6 protein-coding genes are annotated in these 23,652 nt (G+C 49.7%); all 6 read left to right on the top strand.

Features of this window, described 5'->3' with window-relative positions; translation table 11 throughout:
- Nucleotides 1-101 precede the first annotated feature (101 nt).
- The 6 genes from Xhom_RS13795 (at nucleotide 102) to Xhom_RS13770 (ending at nucleotide 23,584) form a co-directional block, all read left to right on the top strand.
- Nucleotides 102-4,517, top strand: coding sequence for a polyketide synthase family protein (locus Xhom_RS13795; RefSeq protein WP_069315170.1), 4,416 nt, complete (start codon nucleotides 102-104; stop codon nucleotides 4,515-4,517).
- Complete coding sequence (locus Xhom_RS13790) at nucleotides 4,514-7,558, top strand: PfaD family polyunsaturated fatty acid/polyketide biosynthesis protein (protein ID WP_069315171.1); 3,045 nt, start codon at nucleotides 4,514-4,516, stop codon at nucleotides 7,556-7,558. Before Xhom_RS13795 ends, Xhom_RS13790 begins: the two co-directional genes overlap by 4 nt.
- Nucleotides 7,555-8,322, top strand: a complete 768-nt coding sequence (locus Xhom_RS13785) for an SDR family NAD(P)-dependent oxidoreductase (protein WP_069315172.1) — start codon at nucleotides 7,555-7,557, stop codon at nucleotides 8,320-8,322. The genes Xhom_RS13790 and Xhom_RS13785 overlap by 4 nt, the downstream gene beginning before the upstream one ends.
- A gap of 100 nt (nucleotides 8,323-8,422) precedes the next feature.
- Nucleotides 8,423-9,655 carry an SDR family oxidoreductase gene (locus Xhom_RS13780; protein WP_069315173.1) on the top strand — a complete coding sequence of 411 codons (1,233 nt, stop codon included), beginning with the start codon at nucleotides 8,423-8,425 and terminating at the stop codon, nucleotides 9,653-9,655.
- 110 nt (nucleotides 9,656-9,765) lie between these two features.
- On the top strand, nucleotides 9,766-10,548 hold the full coding sequence (locus Xhom_RS13775) for an amidohydrolase (protein ID WP_069315174.1): 783 nt from the start codon (nucleotides 9,766-9,768) through the stop codon (nucleotides 10,546-10,548).
- A gap of 16 nt (nucleotides 10,549-10,564) precedes the next feature.
- A complete protein-coding gene (locus Xhom_RS13770; RefSeq protein ID WP_069315175.1) occupies nucleotides 10,565-23,584 on the top strand; it encodes a non-ribosomal peptide synthetase in 13,020 nt (4,339 codons plus the stop codon).
- Nucleotides 23,585-23,652 lie beyond the last annotated feature (68 nt).

The raw sequence follows: 23,652 nt of genomic DNA, 5'->3' as shown, positions 1-23,652 counted from the left end.
TGAAATACAACGGGTATAAATAATAAAAATTAGATTGATAATATACCTGGGCGAAATTATTCGCTCAGGGTAACTCAATCATGTTCAGGAGCTTCTCCTTTATGGAACATATTGCCATTGTTGGGATGGGCTGTTTATTTCCTGGTGCAGATACCATTGAAAAATATTGGGAGAATTTGCTACAGGGAAAAGATTGCTCCACCCCTTTATCTGCTCAGGAATTGGGGATAGATCCGGCCTGTTATTATTCTCCTGTAGCTGGTACGCCTGATACCATCAATTATGTTAATAATGGGCATGTCCGGAATTTTCATTTTGATGGCAAAGGATATAACTTGCCGGAAGAAGAATTGAACTTACTGGATAACTTATTTAAATGGAGTATTTACGCCTCTGAACAGGCATTAAAAGATAGCGGTTATCGCCAACATAAAACGGTATTGGAAAAAACCGGTTTAATTCTCGGTAATATTGGAATGCCGACTCATTCGGTTAAACGAATAATGAGTCCTTTCTATCAAAAAATATTACAACCTTATATTCAAAAATTAATTGGGCGACCGGATTTCCAATTTGATTCAGTGTGGTCACAAGACAATTCTATTAATGGTCATGGTGAAAAAATAGCTGACCAAAATTTAATTACCGGTGGTCACAATGCCACGATTGCGGCATTGGCATTGGGGTTGTCCGGGCCTCGTTATTGCCTTGATGCAGCCTGTGCATCGGCACAATACGCCATTAAGTTAGGAATGGATTACCTTCTCAGTCGTAAGGCTGACATGATGCTGGTCGGAGCAATTTGCCATACCGACCATATCTATATTGACCACGGTTTCAACATGTTGCAGGTCTTTCCCGCAAAAGGGGAATCTATTCCTTTTGACAGAGCTTCCAAAGGCGTGAAAGCCGGTGAAGGGGCGGGCGTAGTGGCGATCAAACGCTACTCCGACGCCGTGCGGGATAATGACAAAATCTATGGAGTGATTGAATCGATTGGTTTATCCAATGATGCCGGTGCCAAACACATATTAGTGCCTGATCAGCAAGGGCAACGTACCGCACTGGAACGCGCCTATCGGGATGATCCGCAGGGTATCGATTATCTTGAATGTCATGCGACCGGAACAAACATTGGTGATCAGGTTGAATTGGCAACCATTGAAGCCTTCTTTAGTGAACACAGCAAAATCCCCTTAATTGGTGCCAACAAAGCCATCAATGGTCACATGCTCACTGCATCCGGCATGGGTAGCCTGCTGAAAGTTATATTGGCTATGCAACATAACCTGATACCGGCAACCACGAAAGTTAACCAACTGGTTCCGACACCGGAAGGGAAACTGAACATTGAGAATGTTGTGCGAGAAACGGCGCCGTGGCCTACCAGCAATCGTTCGAAACGCGCGGGCATTAACGCCTTTGGTTTCGGTGGGGTTAATGCTCACATGGTCATTGGTGAAGATACGCCTGAACGGAGAGCCGCGTGCAAGCCAGCGAATTCCGAAGGAGATTTAAAATCTGATCGGTTGTCTATCATTGGTATCGGTGTGCATATGGCAAAAACCGAAGATGGTAAGGCGCTGGATCAGACGTTGCAGCAGGGAATACAGCATTTTTACCCGTTGCCGAAAACCCGTTGGGTCGGCATGGAAAAACGTCCTGATATTTTGGCAATGCGTGGGATCAGCCAACCCCCGTTAGGCTCTTATATTGAAAAATTTGAATTTGACTGCAAGCACTTCAAATTACCACCCAATGTTGTAGGGCCACATTTAAGTTCCCACCTATTTTTGTTGCCCATCGCGGAACAAGCGTTTATTGACGCGGGATATACTCTGGATGGCAGTAAACGCAATATCGCTGTGATTATGGCTGGCGGTGTGGATTATGGCTGTCTGCGTTATCAGGCACGCAATGAAATGAACTGGCAACTTAAACAAAGTTTGGCCAGCCACGGTATTCATCTGTCAGAAGAAGATACTGTTGCCTTACAGGAAATAGTCAAAGACAGCCTGTTTCCCAAACCTTACCCAGAGGGCATTACAGGTGGCATAGGCAATATTGTAGCAAGCCGTCTGGCTGGATATTTGAAGTTAAATGGCCCGGCATTTACGCTTTACGGCGAAGAGAATGCCCCGTTCAAGGCGCTGGAATTGGCGCAGTTTATGCTGACCAGACAACACGTAGATGCCGTCATGATTGCCAGTGGCAGTTTTGGGGGCACATTGGAAAATGTGTTGTGGGATCACCAATCCCATCATGCCAACCAAGTGGTCGGGGATGCGGGTGGTGTGATTATCCTGAAACGTGAACAGGATGCCATTCGTGACAATACGCCAACTTATGCTGTGGTTGATGGGCTTGGCATCAGCCATGTGCCGGATCACTCCCTGGATTTCAGGGCGAGTGAAGAAGCCATCGTCACTGCTGCCCAATCAGGTTTGGCAGCCGCAGGTTGTACCGCGGAGCAGATTAATTACATCGAACTGTATGCGGGCGGCAAATCAGGTGAGATTGCAGCAGAGTTGTCTGCTTTGGGGCGGGTTTACGGATCACCAACCGGCCAGTCGGCAGTTACCATCGGTACACTGAAAGCCAACTATGGGCACCTGTCAGCGGCGACAGGCTTGCTTGGCATCATCAAATCGGCATTGCAGCTCACACAGCAATACTTACCAAAACTGCCGGATTACCCACAGCGTCAGGAATTGGCTCACTGTGCGGAAGGTAAATTCCATTTGCCAACACATACTCAAACATGGCCTGCACCGACAAAAGCGCCTCGTCGTGCGGCAGTCAGTCATTTGGGCATCGACCGCGCCTACAGTCATGTGATCTTGAGCGAACCACAAAATGGGAAACGCGCACACCCGATCCATCGTCCTGCGACCAATCAGGCTGGTTTAAAAGTCACAACATATACCGCAAGGGAAAAAACGGTGGAAGAGTTCATTCTGAATGAACAGACCTTGACACGTTTTGCATCAGTGGCAGCGAGTGCTCATCAGATGACGATGACCGAAATATCGGCGACAGAAACTTCTGTGACAGAAACATCCGTGGAAACAGGTACGACCAAAAATATGCCAATGCCGCTGGAAATTAACCACTTTATACGCAATTCCAATACCCAGCTGCATTACCTGCAAATGGAGCAGACCTTTTACCAATTGATAAAACAGCAGCTAGAGAAATTGCCAACCAAAGCAGCACCAGCATCAAAGGCAGTATCAAAGACAATATCGCCAGTAATTTTTGACGAACAACAATTGCTGGAATTAACCGATGGCAGTGTGGAAAAAATTCTGGGGGCGGATTATGCCGAAGTGGATAGCTACCCTATACGCACTCGTATGCCATCGCCGCCGTTCATGTTTGTTTCCCGTATCACCAAGCTGTCTGCCGTCAAAGGTAAGTTGGAGCCATGCTATATCGAATGGGAATATGACATCCCTGAAGATGCTTGGTATGCCGTTAATGGTCGCGTGCCATCGTTTGTCGCATTGGAATCGTCCCATGCCATGATCGTGGCATTCACTGTCATTGGCTGTGACATGATGTTCAAGGGGCAGCGTTGCTACCGTGCGGCAGAATGCAATACCACGATTTACAGTGAAATGCCCAAGACAGGGGAAGTATTGCGTGGCCGTGTCAATATCACCTCGATCAGACAATTGGGTGGTTTGGTGTTGGCGGCTTATGAATATCTCTGTTATGTGGGAGAGCGTCTGGTTTTCCGGCTGGTTGCCACTTCGGGTTTCTTTGGCCGCAAAGAAATTGAGAAGGTCAGCAACTTTGATAGCAGCAGCTATTTCGCCAAAGCTCAGCAAGACATGCCTGCCAAGCCGTTTATACCATTACTGCCTTGCTCTCGAACCACCTTCAGCGAACAGGACATTACCCATGTCATGAATGGCGATTTAGCTGCCTGCTTCGGTGTGCCATATGGTCGTGTCCGTGCAGGAAACTTATGCACGCCGGATACTCGCATGTTGAGCAGGATCTTGAGTGTTACTCCAACCGGAGGGGCATTCGGACTAGGGCAGATAGTGGGAGAACTGGATATCGATCCCGCACATTGGGCATTCAAGGCTCACTTCAAGAACGATCCGGTGATGCCGGGAACCTTGTTGGTTGAAGGGGCAGAACAGCTTATGAAATTCTACCTGTTCTATCTTGGGCTGAATTCCGATTCTGAGATGGAAGTGCAAACGCTGACCGATCATACAACCAGTGCCAAATTCCGTGGTGAAGTGAAATGTGAACGGAATGTATTGCAGTTCCGGCTGACCTGTAAATCCCTAGATACCACCTATTCTGACGACAAACTGGATTCCATCACCTTGTTTTTCATTGCGGAAACCCTTTATCGCGGTGGTGTGGTCGGTGTGAGTGACAACATGGGTGTGAGATACGTGCGCCGTCAGTTTCCACAGAACATGGCACCACAGAGTATGGCACCACAGAGCATTACGGCAGGTGCGACAGAACTGAAACAGGAAGAAGCAAAATGAGTCAGCGCTTATCGGTGAATCAATCAGGCCGCCAATTGGCAGTACCTGTGTTGACGACAGGTATCTCCCATTTGCAGGCACTGGCAACAGAACTCCGGGTTGTTGAAGAAGGGGGATCGGTATCACTGTTATTGCCAAATGATACGCTTGCTGAACAAGCCACCCTCATCGGCCGCCTGCCTGCGGTGACAGCAGGCAGTTTGGGGGATGCCGGTTTCATGGCGGACTATGGTGTGGACTATGCCTATTATGCCGGCGCTATGGCAAATGGTATCCACTCGGAAGAGATGGTCATTGCGTTGGGAAAACAACGCATTCTGGGGATTTTTGGTTCTGGTGGATTGCGTATTGAGCGAATTGCAGAAGCGATTGAGCGTATTCGTCAGGCGCTGCCTGAAGGGCCATTCGGGGTTAATTTGCTGCATAACCCCGGCAATCCTGCATGGGAAATGGCTTGTGTTCGCCTGTGCATCGAAAATCAGGTACGGGTGATTGAAGCCTCAGCTTATATCAACCTAAGTTCAGCACTGGTCTATTACCGTGTCAGTGGATTGGTGCAACAGCCTGATGGCACGATCCTGTGTCAGCATCGCCTGATTGCCAAAGTTTCCCGCCGTGAAGTGGCGCAGAATTTCCTGCGTCCTGCCCCTGAAAATATGCTGAAAAAATTGCTGGTGGAGGAGCTTATCACACCAGAACAGGCTGAACTGGCACGTCAGGTTCCTATGGCAGATGACATCACCGTAGAAGGGGATTCCGGTGGTCATACCGATCAGGGCGTATTGGCCTGTATTTTCCGTTCAATAGTGCAGCTACGCAATGAAATAGCCGATGAAGACGGCTTCTCCTGTCAGCAGGAACGGATCAGACAGGTACGCATTGGCGCGGCAGGTGGCTTGGGATCGCCCCACGCTATTTTGTCGGCCTTTGCCTTGGGCGCAGCTTACGTCGTTACGGGATCAATTAATCAGTCCTGCGTAGAAGCGGGAACATCCCGTGCCGTGAAAAAAATGCTGGGGCAGGCACAGATCAATGATGTTGCCACCGCACCATCAGCGGATATGTTCGAGTTAGGGGCAAAAGTGCAGGTTTTGAAGCAAGGCAGTATGTACGCCCTGCGTGCCCAGAAACTGTACAACCTCTATAAACAGTATGACAGTCTGGATACTTTACCAGCCCAGGAAGTCACCCAGTTGGAAAAACAGATCTTTCACAAACCGCTGGCGGAGATCTGGCAGGAAACCATCACTTATTTCCACGGTATCAATCAGCCAGACATGATTGCCAAAGCTGAAAAACAACCAAAGAAAAAGATGGCGTTAGTATTTCAATGGTATCTCGGTCAATCGTCCCGCTGGGCCATTACCGGTGATCCGATGCGCAATATGGATTACCAAATCTGGTGTGGGGCGGCAATGGGTGCCATGAACGAATGGCTGAAAGCTACACCTTTTGAGGCAGTCGAAAACCGCTATGTCAGCGAAATCGCCCAACTATTGATGAATGGGGCTGCCTATCTTACCCGTATCGCTTTACTTGAATTACTCAATGTTGCTGTACCCGAACAAGTTAAACGGCATGTGCCGCTTCATTTCCCGCTTAACATCCCTGCGGAAATGGCGAGCAGCAATAACCTTAACGAACAATCAGTCCCAAAATCACAGGTGAGGAGTCAAGAATCTATGGATGCTTCAACAAAATTATTACTGGATAACTCAAAAGATTTTTATAAGAAATGTTGGGATCTCATGCCTGGCGGTGCGCACTACAACTTTGGTGATCCAGAGCGCCCGTTGGTGATCCCATTCAACCGCGGGCGCAATTCCCGTGTCTGGGATTTGGATGGCAATGAGCATCTGGATCTATTCTGTAAATTTGGTGCACTGTTGGTCGGGCATCACAACGAGGCATACAACGAATCCCTGATCGAATACATGAATAAAGTCACTTCGGTCGATACCTGTGATTTGGAAGTCAGTGTTTGTGAAACGATGGTCAAACACATTCCCTGCGCAGAAATGGTACGTTTCTGTCTGAGCGGAACAGAGGCGGTACAAAATGCGCTGCGTCTTGCCCGTGCCTTTACGGGTAAGAACCGCTTTATTCGTTTCCACGGCCATTATCACGGTAACGCCGACAATATCATGGGCTGGCGCAAGAAGCAGGATCTGACTTACCCGGTGCCTGAACAGTTCAAGGGTGACTTGTTGGATACATTGGGACGCGATCCCAAAGTCATCGTGGATCAATCCTTCATGCTGCCGTGGAATGACATCGACGTTCTGACCGCAACTATTGAGCGTTATCACGATGAAATCGGCGCTGTCATCATGGAACCCATCTGCATCAACGGTGGCGGTATTTTCCCTGTTGAAGGCTACCTGGAACAAACCAAGGCACTGTGTGAAAAATACAACATCGTACTGATTTTTGATGAAATCATCACCGGTGTTCGTCTGGGATTGGGCGGTGCACAGAAATTACTGGGTGTCACCCCGCATCTGGCAACCTTCGGTAAAGCATTGGGTGGCGGCTCTATGCCTATCTCTGCCATTACCGGCCGCCATGACATCATGAGCCTGTACACGCGTGGAAAAGTAATCCATGCGGGCACTTTCAACGGCTATCCATTGGGATTGGCAGCCATTCAAACCACATTCAAATTGATAGAACAAGATCCGGGCTGCTATGACCGCATGGGAGATGTTATGCGCCAGATCTCCAATGTCTTTGTGAAAGCCGCAGAAGCCGTTGACCTGCCGCTGGTCGTACAGGGAATGCCAAACGCACTGGTTTACCATTCCCAGAACACGCCGGTAGATCGTTCCGAAGGTTACAGCGATAAAGTCAAATTCTGCGACATCATCATCCGTGAAATCAGCAAACGTTACGGCATCCAATTCTCTCCATTATCACGTATGTATTCCAACCTGTTGATGACTCAGGACGACGTGCGTTTCTTCGAAGAGCGAATTTTCGATGCGATGGCAAATGCCCGGAAAGTCATTGATATCACCTTTAAAGAAGGAATTGGTGGATGAGCCGACAAATTGCTGTGGTAACCGGAGCAGCAGGGGGATTTGGCACGGCGATCAGCAAGGTGCTGCTGGATATTGGTTATCTGGTGGCAGCAACCGATGTCAGCAATGAAAAATTGACGCTCCTGAAGGAGCGTCTCGGACAGCCTGAATCCCTTTCGACTTTCACAATGGATGTGACTGTCCCTGACTCTGTAGAGGCGGCGGCACAGCAGATCGCCGATACGCTGGGACAATCCATCACAGTGCTGGTCAACAATGCCGGCATCATCAACCGTGGGTTCTGTCTGTCTGACAAGGGGATCGGTGAGTCAGCCAAGGTGATAGACGTCAACCTCACCGGAGCCTTTAACTGTACTTCTGTGTTTGCCCGTCGTATGGCCCGCCTGAAATATGGCCGAATCATCAATATTGCCTCAATTGCCGGCATTTGGGGAGCAGCGGGCAGCGCGGCTTATGGCGCCTCGAAAGCAGGTCTGATCTCAGCCACTGAATCCTGGGGACGAGAATTAGGGCCACTGAATATCAGCGTGACCGCCGTTGCCCCCGGTATTTGCAAAACTGACATGATGGAACAGTTTGTCAACGCTGACTCAATGGAAGCGGCGGGAGAAGACAAGATTGCCCGTTCCGTTGTTCCGGTCGGCCGTTGGGGAACGCCGGAAGATGTGGCGGAAGTAGTGGGATTCTTGGCGAGTTGCAAAACCAATTACCTCAATACCACAGTGATCCCGCTGGATGGTGGAATGCGTGTCGGGGCTATGTAGTGCCGGAATAATGTAAGAACGCAATTTCTTGCCTGTTTGAACGCATTATTTTGCTGATTTGTGGTGACTTTCGATTTGTGATGACTTTTAGGGGATAAATATGCTCGACCATAATAAAAAGGACGTCAGAAGTATCCTGCTTACCGGTGCAACAGGTGTCATGGGAGGCAGAGTTCTTCTGGAAATTCTGACAACAACCAATATTGACGTTTACTGTCTGATACGGGCGGAAAACCACACACAGGCCATGGAGCGCCTGACTGATATCCTGTCTGTTTATGATGAGGAAAAACACAGCCAACAATTTCTCCATCGCGTTATTCCGGTATTGGGTGATGTTGCAAAATCAAGGCTGGGGCTGACAAAAGATTTTTACCACGAATTGGCTGACAAAATTGACCGGGTGATCCACTGTGCCGCCAATGTCAGCTTAGTGGCATCTTACAGAAAGATTGAACCTGTGAACGTACAGGGCACACAGCATATTATTGATTTCTGTCTTAAAGGTAATGTGCCGATGCTCTATACCTCCAGTTTCAGCATGGTGGGAGATCGCCTCTATTATGACGGTTTTACCCTGCATGAAACGGATCTGGATGTCGGGCAACGATTTGACGACATGGATTACGAACGTTCCAAATTTGAGTCCGAAAAAAAGGTTCACAGTGCGGGCAAAAAGGGCTTGGAATGGGTTATTGTGCGTCCCGGCAACATCTGGGGTGAGAGTAGCAATGGACGTTATCCGTTGGCCAATACCAAGGTCAAAGGAATCTACTATGAAATGATTAAGGCATTAGTGGAAACGGGGCTGTCTTTCGATTCAAAAGAAGACTTTGATATTACTCCCGTGGATTACGTGGCGAAAGCCTCTCTGTATGCCATCTTGCATATGGATAAATTCGACAAAAAAACCCTTAACCTGACCAATCCGAACCCCATCACTTTTAATGAAATCGTCGCCCTGTTGGTCAAATATGGCTATCGCATCCGTACCATCGACACTGACGACTACATGGAAGCGTTGTCGCAAAACAGCGTATACCTGAATGGTCAGCCTTATCGCTCGATCTTTACTGATTTGCTGGGGCTGTTTTACACCGGTATTGACCTCGTCGAGAAAGCCAAATATGCCACACAACTGACGACGGAATGGCTCAGTGGCAGCGGCATTGAGTGTGCCCAGTCCAATCAAGAATTGCTGTTCCATTACTTCGATTACCTGATCGAATGCAAATTCATTCCGTCACCACAGCAGCAGGGAGAAGGAGCTGAAATTCGGGAAAATCTCTTACGCAGCAGTTATCTGGAACAACTCTTTGATACTGATTTTTGATGTCCATTTTCTATACCGACTTATTTCTGTACCGGCATCTAACTGTGAGAGATTTTTCGTTTAAAAAAAACAGGCAATTACAGTAACAACGTATTGACGTGGAGTTTGTAATGATTGCACAAAATCTTAAGGTAACTTTGGTTCAAACGGCTCTGGATTGGGAAAATGCACAACAAAACCGTGATCGCATGGAGCAACATATCGCTGGTATTAACGACAGTGATCTGATTATCTTGCCGGAAATGTTTACTACCGGATTCAGCATGAAGCCTCAGGCTATAGCTGAAACTATGGATGGCCCCTCTGTCCAGTGGATGAAGGCGATGGCAGCCAAGAAAGGCTGTACCCTTGTTGGCAGCATGATTATCACTGAACAGGCACGTTTTTATAACCGCCTGCTGTGGGTCAATCCTGATGGTTCCACTTTCCATTACGACAAAAAACACCTATTTTCTTTCGCGCAGGAAGATCACGAATATACCGCAGGTATTACGCCACTGGTCGTAGACTTCAAAGGTTGGAAAATCGCCACGTTCATCTGCTATGACCTGCGTTTCCCTATCTGGTCACGCAATATTGATGGTCATTATGATGCGGCGATCTACATTGCCAGCTGGCCGGCAAAACGTTCAGCCCACTGGCGCGCCTTGCTGCAAGCCCGGGCGATTGAAAACCAGAGCTATGTTATTGGTGTCAACCGCGTGGGACAGGATGGAAACCAACTGGATTATGACGGTCACTCCATGCTGATCGACCCATTGGGAGACGTGTTGCTGCATGAAATCGACCAAGAGGTCGTGAAAACCGTGCCGATTTCCCTTTCCCATCTACGGGAGGTCAGGGAACGTTTTCCATTCCTGAAAGATGCAGATCCGTTTCTTTTGAAGAATTAAAGAAGGAAGATGGCTAATGGTGATTTCAACCGTATTTGAGCAGACATTTGAGCAGGAATTTGAGCAAATCGTCAGACGTTTCCCTGAGAATATCGCCGTTACACAGGGCAACGAAAGTTTGACTTACCGCTCTTTGTCAAAGCACGTCACGGCACTCAGTCTCACGTTGCTTCATCAAGCTGATAGCCAGTTTGTCATGACCTTGATGGAAGAGAGCATTTCTCTGGTAACAGCGGCATTAGCCATCATGAAAGCAGGGAAAGCGTTCGTTCCATTGTCTCCTAATCTACCGGAACAGCGCCTTGCCTCGTTGCTGGCGCAGTTCCGTGGAGCCACTATCATCACCTGTCGTCAATGGTTGCCACTGGTTGAACATCTGCAAGGGGATCACAAGCTGGTACTGATTGATGATCTACAGGCAGACGGTTTTATACCGGTGGACGATTTACGGCAGGAAGCGGCTTTATCCGCCAGCTGCCAGAATCATCGCGCTGGTGCTGAGGTTGAGGTTGAGGTTAAGGCTGATGCTGATAAAGCACTGGCCTATGTCTACTTTACATCCGGCTCCACCGGACAGCCGAAAGCGGTATTGGGACGGGGAGACAGCTTACTACATTTTATTCGCTGGGAAAGCCGTGAATTGAATGTGACTCCCGCCGATAAAGTCAGTTTGCTGACAACACAGATGTTCGATCCTTTCCTGCGTGATTTATTGTTGCCCCTGTTGAACGGGGCAACATTGTGCGTTCCGCCAGCACATGATATCCGCTATGCCCCACAGGAATTGCTGGGTTGGATATACGATCAGCAGATCAGCATTACCCATCTTATCCCCTCACTGTTTCAGATTTTGCTGGAATGCCCACAAGCCAGCCGTGACCTGCGATCTCTGCGTTATGTATTGTTGTCGGGAGAGATGTTGAAAGGGCCGATGGTGAAACTGTTTTACCGACACCAACTTAAGCATACTCAGTTGATCAACTTGTATGGTGCGACAGAGGCCACACTGGCACAAGTTTATCATCGTGTCACCGAACAAGATTCAGAACGTCCTTTGGTCCCCGCTGGCAAACCGATAGACGATACAACCATTCTTGTCGTGGATGAACAGGGCGAAACGGTTCCTGAGGGAAGCATCGGGGAAGTATGGATCGGCACTTCTTTTATGAGTGCCGGATACCTTTCGTCACCTAAAACCCAGTTATCAACAACGGAAAACAATTCACGCTTCCTGACGCTGCAAAAAGGGGAATTGGCGGGGCTGCCGGTTTACCGTACGGGAGATTTAGGGCGCATTGATGAACAGGGAAATTTAACCCTGCTTGGCCGCAACGATTTTCAGGTCAAAATCAATGGACAGCGATTAGAAACGGCAGAGATTGAGAGCTTACTTGAGCAACATCCAGCTGTACAACAAGCTGTGGTACAGGCATTCGAACAGCCGCAGGGCATCCGGTTAGTGGCATTTATCCGTTTGGCACCGAAAATGGCCGTGACGGCGAAAACATTAAATATCTATTTAACGCCCAAACTGGCGGCTGCAATGCGGCCAGCCGACTACCAATTCCTGCCTTTGTTCCCGATTCTGCCCAATGGCAAAATTGATCGCAAGGCACTGCAAGCACCTGCTATCAAGCAGACGCACCGCAATCATCACGATACCGCCGCCGCCCCACAAGGGGAACGGGAAATAAAACTGGCCGCTATCTGGCAATCGTTATTACACATTGAACATATCAGCCGTGACGACAGTTTTTTTGCTTTAGGGGGCGATTCCTTACAGGCGATCCGCATGATCGCTCAGGTACGGGAACAGATGGGACTGAATCTGAATTTCAGTGAACTGTTCCGACAACCGATACTTGCACAGTGTGCCTCCATGCTAAACCTTGCCGATATTCCCTCAGAAGAAACCGGCATATCAGCAGCAGAGAGGGCATCGGAGGCAAACCAACACAGTGTCAGCTATGAACAACAAGGCATTTACCTGATCCAACAAACCGCCGCATCCCGTTCACTCTACAACATGGCCTATGTTTCCCAATGGCAGGGATCACTGGATCACGACCGGCTGCAACAGGCTTTTGCTGCCCTGCTTGCCCGTTATGACGTATTGAGAACCGGATTTTTGACCGAAGACGGCGAAGTGATTGCGCAGGTGGCAGATGTGACAGAAATGACTGAGTGTGTGTCTGCCAATATCATCTGGCAAGATCTCAGCCGATATGGCACACAGGCCCAATCACAAGTCGAAAACATCATCAGCCAATTTGCCGCCTTACCTTTTGAATTAGCCCAACCGCCATTGGTGCGCATGGCCGTGCTGACACTTCGACCACATACTCACCAGATGGTGCTGGTTTTTCATCACTTGATTGCCGATGAAGAGTCTGTGAAACAGCTATGGGATGTCTTGCTGGAAAATTACAGCTTGTTGCAAGCGGGAGAATTACTCGATATCCGGCCTGCACGCTATGGTCAGCGGGAACATGCCCGTGTTCAGCACCAAAGAGTCAGCGGAGCAATGGGTATGGCGGCCCGTCAATATTGGCAACGCCAATTAGCGGGGCCGCTGCCGCTGCTACAATTACCTTATGATTTTCCTGCACCGACTTCGCGCAGCTATCAGGGAGAACGTTTACCGCTCAGACTGCCGGCCGCATTCCATGATCAGGTTGATGCACTGGCCTATCAGCATGGCGTGACACCTTACTTGGTTTTACAAGCCGGATTTATGGCGTTTTTAGCCCGTTATTCACGTCAAAGCGATATTCTGTTGGGTACACCGGTTTCCAACCGTCACTATTTTAGTCAGGAAAAACATAGCCAGGATCAGCATCCTGTTGGTTTGTTGCTCAACTTATTGGTAATACGCAATCAGATAGATCTCAGCCAATCGTTCGAACAATTGTTGGCACAGGCTAAATCCACCTTTATTGATGCCCTTGCACATCAGGATATGCCTTTTAGTCAATTACTGCCCTTATTGCAGGATAGCGGGGAAGATCACCATCATCCGGGGATCTCTCCCCTGTTCCAGACTCTATTTGCTTATCAGAATATGCCGGTTACCGGCAAACGGATTGGCTCAGTACAACTTTCCCCGTTACTCCAGTGGGATATCCAAATCGCCAAATATGAACTGGCGCTGGAAATGTGGCGTGAGGAAGGTGAATTGCGGGGCATATTCGAGTATTCCAGTGATCATTTCCTGCCGGAAACTGTTTCCTGCATGGTAGAAAACTTCTGCCACTTTTTACCGCAATTGTTTAACCAACCACAACACGCCATCGGGCGCATTTCCCTGCTTAGTCAGGCTCAGTGGCAGCAACTGGCAGAATGGAACCAAACCGAACAGCCGTTCAGCGATAATGTCGGTATTCACCAGCTTATCGAGCGTCAGGTACAACGCGTGCCGAACGCGGTTGCCGTAGAATTCGGCCAACAATCCCTGACTTATGCTGAGTTGAACCAGCGAGCCAACCAACTGGCCCATTTCCTGATCCAACAGGGGGTAGGGCCGGAAATTTGTGTCGGGCTGAGTGTTGAGCGTTCACTGGAGCTGGTGGTCTGTTTTCTGGCTATCCTGAAAGCTGGTGGAGTTTATGTTCCCATCGATCCTGATTATCCGCTGGAGCGCAGCCGTTATGTTATTGAGAATGCTGGCTTGCACCTGTTGGTAACACAAGATAAGTTTATAGCGCGTTATCAGGATTGCGATGTGCCTCGGTTCTCCCTTGAACGCCTGATGCCACAATTGGCGGGTGTCAGTGTTGAAAACCCGAAAATCAATATTCAGGCAGAGAACACCGCCTATATTATTTATACCTCCGGCTCAACCGGTAAGCCCAAAGGCGTTCCTATCCGTCACCGGGGCGCGTGTAATCTGGCAGAGTCCGCCGTTGAATTTCTGGCATTGCCTGCGGAAAGTCGGGTACTCCAGTTTGCTTCTTTCAGTTTTGATACCTCCATCTGGGAAATCTTGATGGCACTTTGCTCCGGCAGTGCCTTGCTGATGGCACCACGCCTTGCCGTGATGCCGGGGCCGGATCTGCTGGAGCAGCTTATTACACGGCGTGTCACTCATGTCACATTACCGGCTTCGGCGTTGGCGGCATTGCCTGATGCAGATTTACCGGATTTGCAGGTGATGATAGTGGCGGGGGAAGCGTGTGGGGTAGATCTGCTACGCAAATGGGGTAAAAACCGTCGGTTTATCAACTCGTATGGCCCAACGGAAGCAACCGTCGGCACAACTCATGCCGAATTGACAGTTGATGACAGCCATATCCATATTGGCCGTCCGATCCCCAATTCCCAAATCTGGATCTTGGATGAATACGGTGCACCTCTGCCGATTGGTGTGGCAGGAGAGTTATGCATCGGTGGTGTGGGTGTAGCAACCGGATATCTTCATCGGCTTGAACTGACAGAGCGCAGTTTCATTCCCGATCCGTTCAGCTCTCTTCCTGATGCCCGACTTTACCGCACAGGGGATCTGGCTCGCTATCAGGCGGACGGTAATATCGATTATCTGGGACGCATTGACCAGCAAATAAAAATTCGGGGTTACCGTGTCGAACTGGGGGAAATTGAAAGCGCCTTGCGCCGCCATCCGGCCATTTCTGACGCTGTGGCAATGGTGCGGCAAGATTATCTGAACGCCAGCGCCATTGTGGCCTATGTGCTGATTCAACCTGAGACGACTCTTGACTCAGCGCAGATTGAACTGCATTTGGGTGACGCCTTGCCAGAATTTATGCGTCCTTCCTGTTACGTCTTTCTGAATGAATTTCCCCGTCTGCCCAATAACAAAGTTGACAGAAAAGGTTTCCCGAAACCAGAACGGCAGACAGACGAAACCGTAGTGGAACCTGCCCGTAACGAGACCGAGCAGGCAATTATCCAAGTCTGGCAGAACGTATTGGGATATCAGGCCATTGGCCGTAATACGTCATTTTTTGCCGTTGGCGGACACTCCCTGCTGGCGGCTAAAATGGTGGCGAGCCTCGCCAGACAGTACCAACTGAATTTCAAAGTCAGTGACATTTTTATCTACCGAACCCCGATGAAATTGGCTGAACGCGCTGTTCCGGCAGCCCACTCAACTTTACTGAATTTGCCAGCCGTCCATGATGCGCCGTTGAGTTTTGCCCAGCAGCGGATGTGGTTCCTCAGTCAGCTCTACCCTGACAGTACTTACTATCACATTACCAATATCAAAAGCTTCACAGGTAAGGTGGATGCCGAACGGATGCGGGAGAGCGTCACTTTATTGTTCCGCCGCCATCCCTGCCTGGATCTGCGTTTGCGGATGGAAGGAACGACACCACGGCAATATTGCAGTGATCAGCCGTTCCACTGCCCCCATGAAATGATTGCAGTGCAGGATGAGCAGGAATGGCAGCAGCAGTTGCAGCAACGGGCAACCAAGATGATGACAACACCGTTCCGGCTGATTGAACAGCCGCTGTATCGTGTGTTGTTGGTGACGGATGCACAACAAGGAACCGCGTTGATTTTCTGTGTGCATCATATTCTGGTTGATGAACAATCTCTGGCGCAACTTGATGACGAGTTGATGTCACTTTATCAGTTGGGAGAAAGCGCCCCACAGACCCCTGCGCCCAGTTACCTGCAATTTGCCGCATGGGAACGCAGCGCGGAAGGGCAACAAACATGGCGTGCCCAGTTGGATTACTGGCAGCAGCTTTATCACTCTTTGCCGCCAGTGGTCACATTGCCCCAGCAGCGTTCCGTCGTGGAAGGCACAGTGGAAGGCATAGCGGAAGAAGCAACAAAAGCGGCTTATCACTACTTGCCGTTATCTGCCAAACACACCGCAGCTTTACGCCATCTGGCCCAACAGCAGGATACAACACTGTTCAGCCTATTGCTGGCGGCGTTCCAGATCTTATTGCAGCGTTACAGCAGTGAAGGTGAGCCAACAGGCGATATTGTTATAGGAATACCGGTTTCCCTGCGTGACAAACCAGAATTGCAGTCAGTGATGGGCTTGTTGCTTAACACACTGGCTCTGCGCCAGAGCGTGGATATCAGATTGCCGTTCACTGAATTTCTGGCAAACAGCGCACAGACATTGATGCAGGGCATGGCCAATAAAGATGTTCCGTTTGAGCAGGTTGTGGATGCCGTTCTGCCCACAGGGAAACGTTCACTGTCACCTCTGTTCCGGATCATGTTTGTGTTCAATGCGTTCCAGCCACAGACTGGTTTATCACACCATACACATTCCATCGACAGTCAGTCAGTCGACAATCAGGAAGCCAAATTTGACTTAACCCTGTTTGTGCAGGAAAAGGCAGACAAACTGCAATTGCTGATCGAATACCGTGAGACATGCTTTGCAGCGGAAACGATGGCGCAGTTGGCGGCGCATTATGCCCAATTGTTGGACAGCCTGTGCATTACACCTGATCATCCCATCTATCAACTGAACATGTTGTTGCCGCCAGAGCGCCAGCAGCAGGTCAGCGAATTGAATGCCACAGGGAAGCCACTGCTACATCCAGCGGTACACCAATGGTTCGAACAACAGGTGAGACAAACACCGCAGGCTACCGCCTTGCGTGAATTACACAGCTTGAGCGATAACGATGGCTCAGGGCCGGTTTTCAGTTATGAGCAATTCAGTTATGAGCAATTCAACCGGCAGACTAACCGGCTGGCGAGGGAGCTATTGGCGCAGGGAATTGGCACTGGCTCACGGGTAGGGATCTGTCTGCCGCGCTCAGCCATGTTGGTCATGGCAATATTGGCAGTGCTGAAAACCGGTGCAGCCTATGTGCCGGTTGATACGGCCTATCCGGTGGAGCGTGCCCGTTTCATGCTGGAAGATGCACAGGTTGCACGGGTTATTACGACTCCTGAACAGGCTGCCAGATTGGCTCTGTCACAAGATGACATCCTATTGCTGGCAGAGTGGCAACAGGCAGACAACCTTGCTGATGCTATTAATTTTGCTGACGTTGATAATCCTGATATTGAAATATCACTGGAACAACCGGCCTATATTCTTTATACCTCCGGCTCTACCGGCCGGCCGAAAGGCGTCATTATTCCACATCGTGGATTGGTCAATTACCTGCAACATGCGTGTGAGCATTATGGTAATCCGGACAGACAAGGGAACACCCTCCACGCCTCCATCTCGTTTGATGCCACTATTACCAGCCTGTTCCTGCCGCTGTTACAAGGTCAAACCCTGTTTATCCTGCCTGAAGGGGATGATATTTCCGCATTAGTACAGGCGTGGCAGCAATTGCCTGATTTGGCGATGGCGAAAATCACACCCGCCCATCTGGAGTTGTTGAGTCAGCAGTTGCCACCGGACAGTGCAGCCCGGATCCCCTTGCTGGTGATTGGAGGCGAAAGCCTGTCTGGCAGTGCTTTGCGTTTCTGGCGGCAACATGCACCTCAGGTCAGGATCATCAATGAATATGGCCCGACGGAAACCACGGTCGGTTGTGCTATTTATGACGTCCTAGCCGGTGATATTGAAGGAGATGGCGTGTTACCTATTGGGCACCCCATCGCCAACACCCAACTTTACCTGTTGGATGAGTGTCAGCAATTAGTGCCTTTTGGCTCGGTGGGTGAGCTGTACATTGGCGGAACAGGCGTTGCTTTGGGCTATTTCAATCTCCCTGAGATGACGGCCAGCCGGTTTATTGCCGATCCGTTCTCAACATCACCACATGCCAAACTGTACCGCACCGGCGATTTGGCCCGTTACTTGCCCGACGGCAACTTATTATTCTTAGGCCGCAAAGATCAGCAAATCAAACTGCATGGCTACCGGATTGAACTGGAAGAAGTGGAAGCACAGCTTGTGGCTTGTCAGGATGTTGCGCAAGCGGCGGTGGGAATGCGGGATATCCACGGGCGTCCACATCTGGTTGCTTATCTGGTAATGAAAACGCCGGCTCTGGACATGGAAAGAGACATAGAAAGGGATATAGACAATGTGCGGCAGGCATTGATGCAACGACTGCCGGCACATATGTGCCCGACTCAATGGATCTTACAGGAAACATTGCCACTGACAGATAATGGCAAAATAGACCGCAAGAGATTGGCACAGATCCCGCTGAGCGTAAACTCTCGTCATGCTCTCCATCGGGCACCTGTCACCTCATTAGAAAGACAGTTGACCAACATTTGGCAACATGTATTGGATCAGGACAATCTGGGCATTGATGATGATTTCTTTGCCTTGGGGGGCGATTCCATTCTCAGCCTGCAAATTGTGTTTAAAGTGCGGGAAATGGGATTGCAGATCACACCCAAAATGCTGTTTGACTATCCCACCATTGCCGCATTGGCCGCAGTGCTAACACCGAGGGTCGCTGGTGAGGACAAAACCCAACCGGTACAAGGCGAATATGCACTGTTGCCGATTCAGCGCTGGTTCTTTGCTCATCACCATGCCAATCCGCATCACTACAACCAGTCTTATCTATATACGCTGGAAGCCGGAACTGATCTGTCACTGCTGGCACAAGCGCTGGCTCTGGTGGTCAACCAGCATGACGGACTGCGTTCCCGCTTCCCGCAGGACGGAGAACTGGCACACATTGGGGAACCTGTTACCACATGGCCGATAGAACATGTTCAAATAACACAAGGCCAGATAGCGGAAAACCCAGCGAATGAAACGTTGGCTCAGGCGGTTGCCCAACGGCAGGAACAACTGAATATTGAACATGGCCCTTTGTTTACGGCCACACATTTCACTACGGCGGAAGGGGATTATCTGCTGTTGACCATACACCATTTAGTGGTGGATGGTGTGTCGTGGCGCATTCTGACGGACGATTTAAGTCACTACTACCGCACATTGTTAGCTAAAGAAACGCCCCGCCTGATGATGAAAAGTGCGTCTTTGATTGAATGGTCATCTCACCTTGCCCATTATGCCCAATCTGAACAGGCACAAGATGAGCGTCATTTCTGGAAACAAAATTTCTGGAAACAAAAAGGGCAGCAAGAATTGAGCCAAACTGCCCCTGCATTGCCGTGTGACACGGGGGATAAACCTGTTCCCGGTTTAGTGAAAGATTCCGCCAATTATCGGTTGTCGTTGGATATTGCCGCCACTACTGCACTGGTTCAGCACACAGGACGGGCATACCGCACCCACGTCGGGGATTTATTATTGGCGGCATTGGTGACAACGTTGCAACGCTGGAGTGGCTCTGAATTATTGCACGTGGATATGGAAGGGCACGGACGGGAAAGTCTGCATGAAACCGTGGATGTCAGCCGGACAGTGGGCTGGTTCACGACCATTTATCCGTTGTTGCTGAATTTGCCCGCATCCTGCCCGCCAGATCAGTTAATCCAGCGGGTGAAAGAAGCCGTACGTCAGGTGCCTTATAGTGGAACCGGTTATGGTGCTTTGTGCGCCTTCTCTGCATCACATAGTCAGCTACCCGTTATCCCACCAGCAGATATCTGTTTCAACTATCTTGGGCAATTTACCCGCACATTCCACCAAACACCATTGAGCGGAGTGGCAGACATGGTGTTAGAACATCGTTATGCCGCGGATAATTCAAGGTCGCATGCGTTGGCGGTAGATTGTTACATCGATGAAGGACAATTGCAGATAGAGTGGACGTACAACCGTCAATGCTATCGACATGACACAATCAATGGACTGGCAATGGCAATGAAAGAGCAGATTGTTCAACTGACTGAACATTGCATGGCACAGCCTCAGACCACTTACACACCTTCCGATTTTCCGCTTGCCTGCCTGAATGCAGAAACGTTGTACCAATTGCAGCAGCGTTATGGCGTGATGGACGATATCTATCCCTTGACATACACCCAAGAGGGGATGGTATTCCACTCAATGGCAGAACAGGGATGCGGGCTGTATCACGAACAATTGTGTTTTGGCTTGCCCCGGAATGTGGACATTGCCCGTTTGCAGCAGGCATGGCAGCAGGCGGTTGATTACTATCCTGTCTTGCGTAGCCGCTTTGAGTTGAGCCTGACCACTGAGCCAGTACAGATTGTCCTGCCTCACCAGACGCTGGTGTGGCGGCAGCATGATCTGCGTCATCACGACCCCATCGAAGCAGAACAACTATGTCTGCAACGGTTGACAGAGGATTTGGCAGAAGAATTCACACTGGATCACGGTGCTCTATACCGTATCACGGTGCTGCAATTGCCTGATGGAGAAGCGCAACTGTTGTTCAGCCACCATCATGCCATTCTGGATGGCTGGTCAGTCAGACTGATGCTGACGACCGTCGAATCACTTTATCACCGTTCAAATGATGCTCTGCCACCCGCACCGGCATTTAAATCATTTATTCGCTGGCAGCAACAGAACCGCAAATCATGCTTCGACTACTGGCAGGCACAGTTGGCGGCTGTCAATGTAGCAACCCCACTGCCAGCCGCGCATCCGGTCCGGTCAGCCAGCCAATTGAAACAGCGTTACGCTTTTCAGCTATCCGCAGAACTTTCTGAACAGTTGGCAGCAACCGGCCGTCATCACCGCCTGACGATCAGCACCCTGATCCAAGGGGCGTGGGCGTTATTGCTACAACGATACAGCCAGCAAAATGAATGCCTGTACGGAATGACGGTATCTGGCCGACAGGCGGAGCTGGCAGGTATCGATAAAATGGTTGGGCTGTTAATCAGCACATTGCCTGTTCATATCACTGCTAACGCCAATCAACCTGTTGTCCATTGGCTGACTGCCATCCAGCAGCAACAACGGGAGAATGAAAAGTTCAGTGATGTCTCGCTGGCAGAATTGAAATCAACCGGTGATTTACCTGCGTTTGATACCTTGCTGGTGTTTGAAAACTATCCACAGAAACCTGCGTCACAGGAAAGCTTGTTTGAATTTGAACAGGCTGCGGAAAGCACCAATTATGCACTGGCACTGATCACCGCGTTTTCCAACGGCTTACGGGGTGAATTGGTGTATGACACTGGTTTGTACGACGCCGCGATCGTGGCACGTCTGGCAAGGCATTTTATCGGCATCCTGACCCAGATGCTGCATAACATGGCAGGAAAACTTGCTGATATTACATTGCTGGATGAACAGGAAAAACAGCAATTGTTGCAGCAATGGCAGGGACCGATTGTGCCGATTTTTGCCGGTAACGTATACAGCCTGTTTGCCCGTCAGGTACAGAACACACCGCAGCACATTGCCGTGATTGATGGACAGCGGCAGGTCAATTATGCAGAACTGGCCCAGCAGGTCGAACAGATTTGTCATCGTCTGCACCAATGCCAGATTAATGCCGGAGACAGAATAGCTCTCTACTTACCGCGCAGTTTGGATTATATCGCTGCAATGCTGGCAGCGAGTAGAATGGGAGCCTGTTATGTGCCGATTGATATCGCTTATCCGGCTGAACGGGTCGCCTATCTGTTATCTGACAGCCAAAGTTGTTTGGTTGTGACGCATCAGGCATTGGCCGATCGCCTTGCACCTGAGATTGCGGTGCTGGCTCTGGATCAGCAGACGAGATCTCTTCCAATGCCAGCTTTGCCACCATTGATTGATGATGCCAATACACTGGCTTACCTGATCTACACCTCCGGCTCGACGGGAATGCCGAAAGGCGTGATGGTTGAACACCGCAACCTGATTAACTATCTGACGGATGCGGGTGAGCGTTATCAGGTTAATGCGGAAACTCAGAGCCTGTTCCATTCTTCTGTTAGTTTTGATGCCACGCTGACCAGTCTTTACCTGCCGTTATTGCATGGCGGAAGCCTCATCGTAGTACAGGATGATACGGGCATCATGCCGATGGTTGCCGCATTACAGCAAGAACAGGGCGGGCATTTGCTGAAAATCACGCCGGTTCATCTCGGGATTTTGGGAGAATATCTGGATGCCGCGATGAAATCTCATGTGAATGCGCTGGTGGTAGGGGGCGAAGCTCTCAGTTGTGAAGCCGTACAAGCATGGTTGGCTGATGCGCAGGATATTGGCGTATTTAACGAATATGGCCCGACAGAAACCGTTGTGGGTTGCTGTGTTCATCGAGCTGACCGACATCAGGACTTACGGGGCATGATGCCGATTGGTCTGCCCATCGCCAATACTCAGTTGTTTGTACTCAACGATGATTTATCCCCAACACCTTTTGGCATGGCTGGAGAGCTATACATAGGTGGATCGGGTGTGGCACGGGGTTACTGGAACCGTCCTGAACTGACCACAGAAAAATTCATCATGCTGCCAACACCGCAAGGCGAACAGCGGATTTATCGTACAGGCGATCGGGTATGTGCGCTGCCAGATGGCGAATTGCACTATCTTGGACGCTGTGATCGGCAAATTAAACTGCGGGGCTATCGCATTGAGCCTGGCGAAATTGAGGCTCTGCTGATGCAGCATCCGCAAGTCCGGCAAAGTGTTCTGCTTTCGTATTCCAACCAGCCGGATGATATGCAGTTGGTGGCCTGTGTATCCCTTAAATCGGGAAATCATTTACCTCAAGAACAGGCATCACCGGAAACCCTACGGCATTTCCTGAGCCAGCATCTGCCAGCTCATATGTTGCCCACTACCATTGTGTTGCTGGATGAAATGCCACAAACCACGAATGGTAAGGTGGATCAACACGCCTTGCTGACACGTTTGCCGGAATACTTCGCTGCCTTGCAGAAGTCAGAACAGGAAAGCTATACGTTACAGAAAAATTATGCATTACAGGAAAACCCTGCGTTACACATGCCCCTAACCCCACTGGAAAGTCGTCTCAGGGATATCTGGTGTGAAGTGCTGCAACGGGAACAGATAGGATGTAACCAGAATTTCTTTTCACTGGGCGGGCATTCATTGCATGCGTTACGCATTGCTGCCCGCATTGAACAACAACTGTCAGTCAGGATCTCGTTGGCTGAACTTTTGCAACATCAAACTATTACGCAGCTTGCTCATTTATTGGACTCTCGTATTACAGGGGAAATCCCCGTTCGTCACAGTACCATCAAACGTGTCGTGCGGAGGCAGGAATAAAACTCACTTATAACCAATTTATATTCAATCGATTTCGAGTTGCACCGCGGTGACCAATGAATACAGCC

Source organism: Xenorhabdus hominickii, from assembly GCF_002632725.1.
GTDB lineage: Bacteria > Pseudomonadota > Gammaproteobacteria > Enterobacterales > Enterobacteriaceae > Xenorhabdus > Xenorhabdus hominickii.
Note: the sequence above shows the minus strand (reverse complement) of the source record. Positions and strands in the feature narration are given on the sequence as shown.